Annotated in this window: 10 protein-coding genes; 5 read left to right on the top strand and 5 right to left on the bottom strand. The window is 50.2% G+C overall.

The annotated features are described in order from the left end of the window. The first annotated feature begins 49 nt into the window (after window positions 1-49). Complete coding sequence (htpG, locus tag EFER_RS12820) at window positions 50-1,924, top strand: molecular chaperone HtpG (RefSeq protein WP_000678201.1); 1,875 nt, start codon at window positions 50-52, stop codon at window positions 1,922-1,924. A gap of 74 nt (window positions 1,925-1,998) precedes the next feature. Here the strand turns inward: htpG and EFER_RS12815 are convergent, their stop codons facing one another. The 5 genes from EFER_RS12815 to cusR form a co-directional block, all read right to left on the bottom strand. Further along, the gene (locus tag EFER_RS12815) at window positions 1,999-2,427 is read right to left on the bottom strand and encodes a hypothetical protein (RefSeq protein WP_000169377.1); all 429 of its coding nucleotides are present in this window, start codon (window positions 2,425-2,427) and stop codon (window positions 1,999-2,001) included. A gap of 54 nt (window positions 2,428-2,481) precedes the next feature. Then, entirely contained in the window at window positions 2,482-2,772 is a 291-nt protein-coding gene (locus EFER_RS12810; RefSeq protein WP_000438673.1) for a hypothetical protein, read from the bottom strand. Between the two features lie 193 nt (window positions 2,773-2,965). Beyond that, the gene (locus EFER_RS12805; RefSeq protein WP_223684914.1) at window positions 2,966-3,397 is read right to left on the bottom strand and encodes an SMI1/KNR4 family protein; all 432 of its coding nucleotides are present in this window, start codon (window positions 3,395-3,397) and stop codon (window positions 2,966-2,968) included. A gap of 263 nt (window positions 3,398-3,660) precedes the next feature. After that, window positions 3,661-5,109: a Cu(+)/Ag(+) sensor histidine kinase CusS gene (gene cusS / locus EFER_RS12800; RefSeq protein ID WP_000157203.1), complete on the bottom strand. Its 1,449-nt coding sequence runs from the start codon at window positions 5,107-5,109 to the stop codon at window positions 3,661-3,663. Further along, the gene (gene cusR / locus EFER_RS12795; RefSeq protein WP_000770953.1) at window positions 5,099-5,782 is read right to left on the bottom strand and encodes a copper response regulator transcription factor CusR; all 684 of its coding nucleotides are present in this window, start codon (window positions 5,780-5,782) and stop codon (window positions 5,099-5,101) included. Before cusR ends, cusS begins: the two co-directional genes overlap by 11 nt. Window positions 5,783-5,938: 156 nt before the next feature. Here cusR and cusC point away from each other — a divergent pair, with 156 nt between their 5' ends. Genes cusC through cusA form a run of 4 tightly spaced genes read left to right on the top strand, consistent with a single transcriptional unit; the run spans window position 5,939 to window position 12,070 of the window. After that, a complete protein-coding gene (cusC, locus tag EFER_RS12790; protein ID WP_000074259.1) occupies window positions 5,939-7,321 on the top strand; it encodes a Cu(+)/Ag(+) efflux RND transporter outer membrane channel CusC in 1,383 nt (460 codons plus the stop codon). A gap of 22 nt (window positions 7,322-7,343) precedes the next feature. Further along, window positions 7,344-7,676, top strand: coding sequence for a Cu(+)/Ag(+) efflux RND transporter periplasmic metallochaperone CusF (gene cusF / locus EFER_RS12785; RefSeq protein WP_000709886.1), 333 nt, complete (start codon window positions 7,344-7,346; stop codon window positions 7,674-7,676). Between the two features lie 15 nt (window positions 7,677-7,691). Next, on the top strand, window positions 7,692-8,915 hold the full coding sequence (gene cusB / locus EFER_RS12780) for a Cu(+)/Ag(+) efflux RND transporter periplasmic adaptor subunit CusB (protein ID WP_000717096.1): 1,224 nt from the start codon (window positions 7,692-7,694) through the stop codon (window positions 8,913-8,915). 11 nt (window positions 8,916-8,926) lie between these two features. Then, window positions 8,927-12,070, top strand: coding sequence for a Cu(+)/Ag(+) efflux RND transporter permease subunit CusA (cusA, locus tag EFER_RS12775; RefSeq protein ID WP_000573975.1), 3,144 nt, complete (start codon window positions 8,927-8,929; stop codon window positions 12,068-12,070). Window positions 12,071-12,167 lie beyond the last annotated feature (97 nt).

Below are 12,167 nucleotides of genomic sequence, written 5' to 3'. Positions count from 1 at the left end.
CCCTCATCCTGTTTTTAACCTTAAAATGGCATTATTGAGGTAGACCTACATGAAAGGACAAGAAACTCGTGGTTTTCAGTCAGAAGTGAAACAACTTCTGCACCTGATGATCCATTCTCTCTATTCCAATAAAGAAATCTTCCTGCGTGAGCTTATCTCTAACGCCTCCGATGCGGCGGACAAGCTGCGTTTCCGCGCGCTCTCCAACCCGGACCTGTACGAAGGTGATGGCGAACTGCGCGTTCGTGTCTCTTTCGATAAAGACAAGCGCACGCTTACCATCTCCGATAACGGCGTGGGGATGACCCGCGACGAAGTAATTGACCATCTGGGGACTATCGCTAAATCCGGCACCAAATCATTCCTCGAATCCCTGGGTTCTGACCAGGCGAAAGACAGCCAGCTGATCGGTCAGTTCGGTGTTGGTTTCTACTCTGCGTTTATCGTGGCCGACAAAGTGACCGTGCGTACTCGTGCGGCAGGAGAAAAACCAGAAAACGGCGTCTTCTGGGAATCGGCGGGCGAAGGTGAATACACCGTTGCCGACATCACCAAAGAAGATCGTGGTACTGAAATCACCCTGCATCTGCGTGAAGGTGAAGACGAGTTCCTCGATGACTGGCGCGTCCGCTCCATCATCAGCAAATACTCCGACCATATCGCGCTGCCGGTAGAGATCGAAAAACGCGAAGAGAAAGACGGCGAAACCGTAATCTCCTGGGAGAAAATCAACAAAGCGCAGGCGCTTTGGACCCGTAACAAGTCGGAAATCACCGACGAAGAGTACAAAGAGTTCTACAAACACATCGCCCACGACTTTAACGATCCGCTGACCTGGAGCCACAACCGCGTTGAAGGTAAGCAGGAGTACACCAGCCTGCTGTACATTCCGTCGCAGGCACCGTGGGATATGTGGAACCGCGATCATAAACACGGCCTGAAACTGTATGTTCAGCGTGTGTTCATCATGGACGACGCAGAACAGTTCATGCCGAACTATCTGCGCTTCGTGCGTGGTCTGATTGACTCCAGCGATCTGCCGCTGAACGTTTCCCGTGAAATCCTCCAGGACAGCACGGTAACCCGCAACCTGCGCAATGCGCTGACCAAGCGTGTGCTGCAAATGCTGGAAAAACTGGCGAAAGACGATGCGGAAAAATATCAGACCTTCTGGCAACAGTTTGGCCTGGTACTGAAAGAAGGTCCGGCGGAAGATTTCGCTAACCAGGAAGCGATCGCCAAACTGCTGCGTTTTGCTTCTACCCATACCGATTCTTCTGCGCAGACCGTGTCTCTGGAAGACTACGTTTCCCGCATGAAAGAAGGGCAGGAGAAAATCTACTACATCACCGCAGACAGCTATGCGGCAGCGAAGAGCAGCCCGCACCTGGAACTGCTGCGTAAGAAAGGCATCGAAGTTCTGCTGCTTTCCGACCGCATCGATGAGTGGATGATGAACTATCTGACTGAGTTCGACGGTAAACCGTTCCAGTCTGTGTCTAAAGTTGACGAGTCGCTGGAAAAACTGGCTGACGAAGTTGATGAGAGCGCGAAAGAAGCGGAGAAAGCACTGACTCCGTTCATCGACCGTGTGAAAGCCCTGCTCGGCGAGCGTGTGAAAGATGTCCGTCTGACCCACCGTCTGACCGATACGCCAGCGATTGTCTCTACCGACGCGGACGAAATGAGCACTCAGATGGCGAAACTGTTCGCTGCGGCGGGCCAGAAAGTGCCAGAAGTGAAATACATTTTCGAACTGAACCCGGATCATGTACTGGTGAAACGTGCGGCAGATACTGAAGATGAAGCGAAGTTCAGCGAGTGGGTAGAACTGCTGCTGGATCAGGCGCTGCTGGCAGAACGCGGCACGCTGGAAGATCCGAACCTGTTTATTCGTCGTATGAACCAGCTGCTGGTTTCCTGATACTGGCGATAAATTAGAATGTTGCGTCGCCCCTGGGCGGCGCAATTTTTTGACTATTGTAAAAATATTCTACGTCAAAAATAATTACTATATATATCAAGGTGATATTCATTGTCATTGACTACTATTACCTTGGGAGGTATATCAAAAAATAGTGTTAAATCATAAGATCCCTGCTCTCTGAAAATACTCTCTATAAAGAATGGAAAATTATCCACCTCCATAACTATTTTTAATCTTCCTTCAAAGATAAGCCAGCAACTAAAAATTTTATCTGTACCTGATAATGTTATTAAATAACGCATTAAAAGGTTTATATCCACCGGATGAGGTAAATAGATTCTATTGTTAGTAGAGTCCATTGCATATGCCTGTTGAATCTCTTTTCTCACTTGTGGGGAAATTCTGTTTAATAGATGTAAATTAAAAAAATTAATTCCATCAAGATGCTGTATAAATTTGTTTGCTTTATAAATAAGAAACTTTGCTTGTGTTTTTGTCATGGTGGTAATGACTATGAATTTTCATGACACTTAATATGTCTATGGTATATCGCGTTAAGATAAAAATATCTTTTCAATATATCTATCAATTCTTGAGCTAATTTCAGAAATAAGGATTTTATCTTCATTTGTCCAGGAGAGTATTGCCCCTCGCAGATTATCATGTAGAACAAAAAGGCCATACGCAATTTCTTTATCAATAACGTTTGTATCACAATATAATATCTGAATGTCTTCCAGAGTTTTATATAATGTGCTAATTAATTCATTATCAAAATCATCCGTGGATCTGAATGTAAGGATAAAGGAAGCAATCATATCGGTAAATTTATTAACTTGTTCCATTGAAGGTAACGTTCCGGTGAACTCACATTTTCAAATTTTTCCAGCCCTGTAGCATCACGGTTATGTGTATTCCGTGAGATAGAAACATGACCACCCACTCCACCACGAAAAAATTCATGATGATGTGTCTTACTCCTGAAAATATTTTCTCTGCTTTCCTCGACAATTTCCAGTATGAGAGATGATTGCTTGACTACAAATTATTACTTATAATTTTTCCATTTCCTGCCAACTCTAAAAAAACATCGAATGAAATTGCTATTTGTTTTACTTCAGCTATATCCAGGTCACCAAAATTTACGGAAGATATTCTGGTGTGTTCTGGATTACGATAATCCAGTAAAAAACATATCGGCCCACCATCAGAACCAAAAGCCATGAACTGTTCACCTAGATAATGATTGATTAAATAACCATCATTTAATTCCTTGATTTCGTCTAATGGCCACAAGGAAATGTAAATATTGTGAAATTTACCTGCTCCACCGTTAGACCACAGAAAAAACTCTTTCATATCTTCTGGAAAACGATGCGTGAAATTGGACTCTAACAACATCATATCTTTTTCTGACAAAGAATCATATTTTGTCCAAAATGGTTTTATCTGTTCTATGATTTTTTCCACTTTATAGTACTCATGATTCGTTAAAATATTAACAGGATTTTCACCCATACGATTAATATACGATATTTTAATCTCAAGAATATATTTGGATGGTGAAGTTATCTGGGGTATACATTCACACTATATATATTATCCGAAGGCAGTTGCGCTACCGCCATACCCTGATAAAACTCACCATCTGCACGAAACGGATTTTACGCTTTTTCTCGTGACGAAATAGCTAATTCTCAATTCAATTAACATCCACTGCATTATCTGACCAATCACTCTCTCTCCGGTAGCCCGATAACAAACCTTGTTCCCCGCGCATCTGACGTTACTGCAACCGTGCCTTTATGCGCGACAACAATCGATTTCACTATCGCCAGCCCAATGCCGCTGCCTTCACCTTTTCGCTGGCGGGAAGGGTCAACGCGGTAGAAACGGTCAAACAATCGCGGTAAGTGCTCGGGCGCAATGGGAGCACCGGGGTTTTCGACGGTAACTTGCACCTGGTGATCGACCGTCTGGCAGCGCACTACAATTGCCTTTCCGGGTGGCGTATAACGCAGGGCGTTAGAAAGCAGGTTGCTTAACGCCCGACGCAGCATCAGCGGATCGCCCGCAACCTGACATTTGTCGCCAACAAACCGTAGTGCTACGCCGCGATCTTCCGCTAACGCCTCGAAAAAATCGAACACTTTGCCAACTTCATCCGCCAGGTTGAGCATTTTCTTTTCGGGGATTAACTGGTTGTTATCGGCCTGAGCGAGAAACAGCATATCGCTGACCATTTTCGCCATTCGCGTCAGCTCTTCGAGATTAGAGTAGAGCACATCTTCCAGCTCCTTCTGGCTGCGCGACTGGCTGAGGGCGATTTCCGTTTGCGTTATGAGATTCGTAATCGGCGTGCGAATTTCGTGGGCGATATCCGCTGAGAAATTGGACTGGCGGGTAAAGACATCCTCGATACGCTCGATCATATGGTTGAACGACAGCCCCAATTGTTCGAGTTCAATGGGCACGGTCTGTGGATCGAGGCGAACGTCGAGATCTTTCGAGGTAATGTTCTGGATTTGACGGCTGACGCTGCGAATTGGCGCGTGGCCTTTATGTACCGCCAGCAGCACGATAAAGACGATCAGGATGCTGATGATCGATGCGGTCATAATAAGTTTATTCATCAAATCATTAATGTAATGAAGATGAAAATCGATAGACAGCGCGATGTAGAGCGTATAAATCGGTTTGCCGTCCACCAACGGGCCAACCGGCAAGTTAATCATCCGCCAGTTGCTGTGTTCCATATGCCCGTGACCGTGGCCTGGCATCATCATTGTCGGGCCGGAAAGGAGATACACCTCGCCGCCCCGAGCGTCTTTATCGGGTATGGCATCACGTGCAAACTCGCGGATATCCGGCGCACCGGGGGAGTGATACACCGTTTTACCGTGGCTATCTGCCAGAGAAATCAACACGTTGGAATAACCACTGACGATATCTTCCAGCGTCATTAAGCGTCGGGCTTGTGTCTCTTCGGGATGATTAAGAACGCGCTTGAATGTGGCGCTAATCTCTTTTAAATCATTAATATCCTGCTCGGCAAAATGCACTTTTACCGAGTGGATCATGATCCAGGCAAAGACGAAAAACGCTGCAATGGTGGCAAGGCTGATAAAAAAGGTCAGGCGGGTTGCCAGCGAAAACGGGCGCTGAAACGGCTTACTGGCCATCCGGCACCTCAAGCATATAGCCTACGCCGCGTACGGTCTGAATTAGCTTTGGCTCAAAGTCGTTGTCGATTTTGCCGCGCAGTCGCTTCACCGCCACATCAATGGCGTTAGTGTCGCTGTCAAAATTCATGTCCCATACCTGCGAGGCGATAAGCGAGCGGGGCAGCACTTCGCCCTGATGGCGGAGAAAAAACTCCAGCAGAGTAAACTCTTTACTGGTCAAAGTGATGCGCGTGCCGCTGCGGGTGACTTTGCGGCTGACGAGATCGACCATCAGGTCGGCAACCTGAAACTGACTTTCGATAATCACCGCCGCCCCGCGACGCAGTAGAGTGCGCACCCGCGCCAGCAGTTCAGCAAAAGCGAACGGCTTCACCAGATAGTCATCCGCTCCCAGCTCCAGCCCCTTGACGCGATGTTCAATGGTGCCAAGCGCGGTAAGCAACAGAATCGGCATCCCTTTATTGGCGGAACGCAACATGCGCACAATATCCCAGCCGTTCACGTCCGGCAGCATAATATCGAGGATTATCAGGTCATAATCACCTGTCATCGCCAGATGATATCCATTCAGCCCGTTATCGGCCAAATCAACCACAAAACCGGCCTCGGTTAACCCTTTGGTTAAGTATTCGCCGGTTTTCTTTTCATCTTCGACAATCAACAGTTTCATATTTCCTCCGCATGTTGCCCGGGCAATTCTAGAGTAGCGGGATCAGATGGCAATCGCTTATTGGCAAAATGACAATTTTGTCATTTTCCTGTCACCGGAAAATCAGAGCCTGGCGTGTAAAGTTGGCGGCATAAAATCACCAGAAATTATGTGCCTATGTCTCCTTGTAAACTTCTGCCATTTTGTGTGGCCCTTGCGCTAACCGGTTGTTCACTGGCACCGGATTATCAGCGTCCGGCAATGCCCGTGCCGCAGCAGTTCTCACTCAGCCAGAACGGCCAGGTTAACGCGGTAGATAACTACCAGAACGCGGGCTGGCGCACCTTTTTTGTTGATAATCAGGTGAAGACGCTGATTAGCGAGGCGCTGGTGAATAACCGGGATTTGCGCATGGCGACGCTGAAAGTGCAGGAGGCACGGACGCAATATCGTCTGACCGATGCCGACCGCTACCCGCAGCTCAATGGCGAGGGTAGCGGCAGCTGGAGCGGCAATCTTAAAGGCGATTCAGCCACGACGCGGGAGTTCTCGACTGGCCTTAACGCCAGCTTTGATTTCGATTTTTTCGGTCGCTTAAAGAACATGAGCGAAGCCGAGCGACAAAATTATTTAGCCACTGAGGAAGCTCAGCGCGCGGTGCATATTCTGCTGGTTTCTAATGTCGCGCAAAGCTATTTCAATCAGCAACTGGCTTATGCGCAATTACAAATAGCCGAAGAAACGCTGCGTAATTATCAGCAGTCATATGCGTTTGTCGAAAAACAACTTTTGACTGGTAGCAGCAATGTTCTGGCGCTGGAACAGGCTCGCGGGGTGATAGAAAGTACCCGCAGTGATATCGCTAAACGTCAGGGGGAACTGGCGCAGGCGAATAATGCATTGCAACTGTTATTGGGAAGCTACGGCAAGCTGCCGCAAGCGCAGACAGTAAACAGCGACAGCCTGCAAAGCGTTAAATTACCGGCGGGCTTGTCGTCGCAAATCTTGTTGCAGCGCCCGGATATTATGGAAGCTGAACACGCGTTAATGGCGGCTAATGCCAATATTGGTGCTGCGCGTGCGGCATTTTTCCCGTCTATCAGCCTGACCAGCGGAATATCAACCGCCAGCAGCGATCTGTCATCATTATTTAACGCCAGCAGCGGGATGTGGAATTTTATTCCCAAAATTGAGATCCCCATTTTTAATGCCGGACGCAACCAGGCCAATCTGGATATCGCCGAAATTCGCCAGCAGCAGTCGGTGGTGAATTATGAACAGAAAATCCAGAACGCCTTTAAAGAAGTGGCAGATGCGCTTGCATTACGTCAAAGCCTGAACGATCAAATCAGCGCCCAGCAGCGTTATCTGGCGTCGCTGCAAATTACGTTGCAACGGGCGCGGGCATTATATCAGCACGGCGCGGTAAGTTATCTGGAAGTGCTGGATGCCGAGCGTTCCTTATTTGCAACCCGACAAACTTTACTCGACCTGAATTATGCCCGTCAGGTTAACGAAGTTTCCTTATATACCGCCCTGGGTGGCGGTTGGCAGCAATAAATTTTAACTCCAGGAGAGAATAATGAAAAAAGCACTGCAAGTCGTAATGTTCAGTCTGTTTACTGTTATTGGCTTTAATGCCCAGGCTAACGAACATCATCATGAAACCATGAGCGAGGCACAACCACAGGTCATTAGCGCCACCGGTGTGGTAAAAACTATTGATCTGGAAAGCAAAAAAATCACCATCCACCACGATCCGATTGCCGCAGTGAACTGGCCGGAGATGACCATGCGCTTTACCATCACCCCGCAGACGAAAATGAGTGAAATTAAAACTGGCGACAAAGTAGCGTTTAATTTTGTCCAGCAGGGCAACCTTTCTTTATTACAGGATATTAAAGTCAGCCAGTAACCCAGGTTTAATGAGATGAAAAAAATCGCGCTTATTATCGGCAGCATGATCGCGGGCGGTATTATTTCTGCGGCAGGTTTTACCTGGTTTGCAAAGGCTGAACCGCCCGCAGAAAAAACGCCGACCGCAGAACGTAAAATATTATTCTGGTACGACCCGATGTATCCCAATACGCGGTTCGATAAACCAGGTAAATCGCCGTTTATGGATATGGATCTGGTGCCGAAATATGCCGATGAAGAGAGTTCTGCGTCTGGTGTGCGCATTGACCCGACCCAGACGCAAAATCTAGGGGTAAAAACGGCGACCGTCACGCGCGGGCCGCTGACTTTTGCCCAGAATTTCCCAGCGAATGTGAGTTACAACGAGTATCAGTTTGCCATTGTGCAGGCCCGCGCCGCCGGGTTTATCGACAAGGTGTATCCGCTCACCGTGGGCGATAAAGTGCAAAAGGGCACACCGCTTCTCGACCTGACCATTCCCGACTGGGTGGAAGCGCAGAGTGAGTATTTACTGCTGCGCGAAACCGGCGGTACGGCGACCCAGACCGACGGTATTCTTGAACGCCTGCGGCTGGCGGGAATGCCGGAGGCCGATATTCGCCGCCTGATTACCACGCAAAAAATCCAGACTCGCTTTACGCTCAAAGCGCCCATTGATGGCGTGATCACTGCGTTTGATCTGCGTGCGGGAATGAATATCGCCAAAGATAACGTGGTCGCGAAAATTCAGGGTATGGACCCGGTGTGGGTCACTGCTGCGATCCCGGAGTCCATCGCCTGGCTGGTGAAAGATGCCTCGCAGTTTACGCTCACCGTTCCGGCGCGACCGGATAAAACGCTCAGCATCCGCAAATGGACCCTTCTACCCGGCGTGGATGCCGCGACCCGCACGCTGCAACTGCGTCTGGAAGTCGACAACGACGACGAGGCGCTAAAACCGGGAATGAACGCCTGGTTGCAACTCAACACCGCCAGCGAACCGATGCTGCTCATTCCGTCACAGGCACTGATTGATACTGGTAACGAACAGCGGGTGATTACCGTTGATGCCGACGGGCACTTTGTACCGAAACGCGTTGCTGTTTTCCAGGCGTCGCAAGGCGTCACCGCGCTACGTTCTGGTCTGGCGGAAGGCGAAAAGGTGGTTTCCAGCGGCCTGTTCCTGATCGATTCCGAAGCCAATATTTCTGGTGCACTGGAGCGGATGCGCTCTGAAAGTGCTACCCATGCGCATTGAGGGAATAACCAATGATAGAATGGATTATTCGTCGCTCGGTGGCGAACCGTTTTCTGGTGCTGATGGGCGCGTTGTTTCTGAGTATCTGGGGCACCTGGACTATCATTAACACACCAGTGGATGCGCTGCCGGATCTCTCCGATGTGCAGGTGATTATTAAAACCAGCTATCCCGGTCAGGCACCGCAAATCGTTGAAAATCAGGTGACTTATCCGCTAACCACCACCATGTTGTCAGTACCTGGCGCGAAGACTGTGCGCGGTTTCTCGCAGTTTGGCGACTCTTATGTGTATGTCATTTTCGAAGATGGCACCGATCCGTACTGGGCGCGCTCGCGGGTGCTGGAGTACCTCAACCAGGTACAGGGTAAGCTGCCTGCGGGAGTCAGCGCCGAGTTGGGTCCAGATGCCACGGGTGTTGGCTGGATCTATGAATATGCACTGGTGGATCGCAGCGGTAAGCACGATCTGGCCGATTTACGCTCATTGCAGGACTGGTTTCTCAAATATGAGCTAAAAACCATCCCTGACGTTGCGGAAGTGGCGTCGGTGGGCGGTGTGGTGAAAGAGTATCAGGTGGTTATCGATCCACAGCGCCTGGCGCAATATGGCATCAGTCTCGCCGAAGTAAAAAGCGCGCTGGATGCTTCAAACCAGGAAGCGGGCGGTTCGTCGATCGAACTGGCGGAAGCGGAATATATGGTACGCGCCAGCGGCTATCTGCAAACGCTCGACGACTTCAATCACATCGTTTTAAAAGCCAGTGAAAATGGCGTGCCCGTTTATCTGCGTGATGTTGCGAAGGTCCAGGTTGGCCCGGAAATGCGCCGGGGCATTGCCGAACTGAATGGCGAAGGAGAAGTGGCTGGTGGGGTGGTGATCCTGCGTTCCGGCAAAAACGCCCGTGAAGTGATCGCCGCCGTGAAGGACAAACTGGAAACGCTGAAAAGCAGTCTGCCGGAAGGCGTGGAGATAGTTACAACATACGATCGCAGCCAGCTTATTGACCGCGCCATCGACAACCTCAGCGGCAAGTTGCTGGAAGAGTTTATTGTGGTGGCGATGGTCTGCGCGCTGTTTCTCTGGCATGTGCGCTCGGCGCTGGTGGCGATTATTTCGTTGCCGCTGGGGTTGTGTATTGCTTTTATTATCATGCACTTCCAGGGGCTGAATGCCAATATTATGTCGCTGGGCGGTATTGCGATTGCCGTCGGGGCGATGGTCGATGCCGCTATCGTCATGATCGAGAATGCGCATAAACGGCTGGAAGAGTGGCAGCACCAGCATCCTGACGCCACGCTGGATAATAAAACGCGCTGGCAGGTGATCACCGATGCATCTGTTGAAGTGGGGCCGGCGCTGTTTATCAGCTTGCTGATTATCACGTTGTCGTTTATCCCGATCTTTACTCTGGAAGGACAGGAAGGGCGTCTGTTTGGCCCGCTGGCGTTCACCAAAACGTATGCGATGGCGGGCGCGGCGCTGCTGGCGATCGTAGTGATCCCCATCCTGATGGGCTACTGGATCCGTGGAAAAATTCCACCGGAAAGCAGTAACCCGCTCAATCGCTTTTTGATTCGTGTTTATCATCCGCTATTGCTGAAAGTACTGCACTGGCCGAAAACCACGCTGTTGGTGGCAGCGCTTTCGGTGCTGACGGTTCTCTGGCCGCTCAATAAAGTTGGCGGAGAATTTTTACCGCAGATCAATGAAGGCGACTTGTTGTATATGCCATCGACACTGCCGGGGATTTCCGCAGCAGAGGCGGCGAGTATGCTGCAAAAAACCGACAAGCTGATTATGAGCGTACCTGAAGTGGCGCGGGTATTTGGCAAAACCGGGAAAGCGGAAACCGCCACCGACTCCGCACCGCTGGAGATGGTAGAAACGACCATCCAGCTTAAGCCACAGGATCAGTGGCGGCCAGGCATGACGATGGACAAAATCATTGAGGAACTGGATAACACCGTGCGTCTGCCGGGGCTGGCAAATCTGTGGGTGCCGCCAATTCGTAACCGTATCGATATGCTCTCGACCGGCATTAAAAGCCCTATCGGCATTAAAGTTTCCGGCACGGTGCTGGCGGATATCGACGCGATGGCGGAGCAAATTGAAGAAGTGGCGCGAACGGTGCCCGGCGTGGCTTCAGCCCTTGCTGAACGTCTGGAAGGTGGGCGCTATATCAACGTTGAGATCAACCGTGAAAAAGCCGCCCGTTACGGTATGACGGTGGCGGATGTGCAGTTGTTTGTGGCTTCTGCGGTGGGCGGGGCGATGGTTGGTGAAACGGTGGAAGGGATTGCCCGTTATCCAATTAATCTGCGTTATCCGCAAAGCTGGCGCGATAGCCCACAGGCGCTGCGCCAGCTACCGATCCTGACGCCGATGAAGCAGCAAATCACCCTGGCAGACGTGGCCGACGTTAAAGTCTCCACTGGACCGTCGATGCTGAAAACCGAGAATGCGCGCCCGACGAGCTGGATTTATATCGATGCCCGCGATCGTGACATGGTGTCGGTGGTTCACGATTTGCAAAAAGCGATAGCTGAAAAAGTGCAGTTAAAACCGGGTACCAGCGTGGCATTCTCCGGGCAGTTCGAGTTGCTGGAGCGTGCCAACCACAAGCTGAAACTCATGGTGCCGATGACGTTGATGATCATCTTCGTGCTGTTGTATCTGGCGTTCCGTCGGGTGGGCGAAGCGTTGCTGATTATCAGCAGCGTACCGTTTGCGCTGGTGGGTGGCATCTGGTTACTGTGGTGGATGGACTTTCATCTTTCCGTGGCAACGGGCACTGGCTTTATCGCCCTCGCGGGAGTCGCCGCCGAATTTGGCGTGGTGATGCTGATGTATTTACGTCACGCCATAGAGGCAGAGCCATCCCTGGATAATCCGCAAACATTCAGCGAGCAGAAGCTGGATGAAGCGTTATATCACGGCGCAGTGCTGCGTGTGCGCCCGAAAGCGATGACGGTGGCGGTGATTATCGCGGGTCTGCTGCCGATTTTGTGGGGAACGGGGGCAGGTTCAGAGGTGATGAGCCGGATTGCCGCGCCGATGATTGGCGGCATGATCACCGCACCTTTGCTGTCGCTGTTTATTATCCCGGCGGCGTATAAGCTGATGTGGCTGCACCGACACCGGGTACGGAAATAAAAGCAAGATACCCGGTTTAACCGTGTGGATTGTGTCTTGCGACGATGGGCACTAAATGTTAAAAGGTGCCCCTCAACAAAAAAGACACACAGGGGAA

This window comes from Escherichia fergusonii ATCC 35469 (genome assembly GCF_000026225.1).
Lineage (GTDB): Bacteria > Pseudomonadota > Gammaproteobacteria > Enterobacterales > Enterobacteriaceae > Escherichia > Escherichia fergusonii.
The sequence above is the reverse complement of the archived record's forward strand: the minus strand, read 5'-3'. Positions and strand labels throughout refer to the sequence as shown.

Coding starts and splice junctions, on each gene's coding strand:
- EFER_RS12810 (WP_000438673.1), bottom strand. CDS start 2,772: ATGGAACAAGTTAATAAATTTACCGATATGATTGCTTCCTTTATCCTT.
- cusB (WP_000717096.1), top strand. CDS start 7,692: ATGAAAAAAATCGCGCTTATTATCGGCAGCATGATCGCGGGCGGTATT.
- cusR (WP_000770953.1), bottom strand. CDS start 5,782: ATGAAACTGTTGATTGTCGAAGATGAAAAGAAAACCGGCGAATACTTA.
- cusF (WP_000709886.1), top strand. CDS start 7,344: ATGAAAAAAGCACTGCAAGTCGTAATGTTCAGTCTGTTTACTGTTATT.
- htpG (WP_000678201.1), top strand. CDS start 50: ATGAAAGGACAAGAAACTCGTGGTTTTCAGTCAGAAGTGAAACAACTT.
- EFER_RS12815 (WP_000169377.1), bottom strand. CDS start 2,427: ATGACAAAAACACAAGCAAAGTTTCTTATTTATAAAGCAAACAAATTT.
- cusS (WP_000157203.1), bottom strand. CDS start 5,109: ATGGCCAGTAAGCCGTTTCAGCGCCCGTTTTCGCTGGCAACCCGCCTG.
- cusA (WP_000573975.1), top strand. CDS start 8,927: ATGATAGAATGGATTATTCGTCGCTCGGTGGCGAACCGTTTTCTGGTG.
- cusC (WP_000074259.1), top strand. CDS start 5,939: ATGTCTCCTTGTAAACTTCTGCCATTTTGTGTGGCCCTTGCGCTAACC.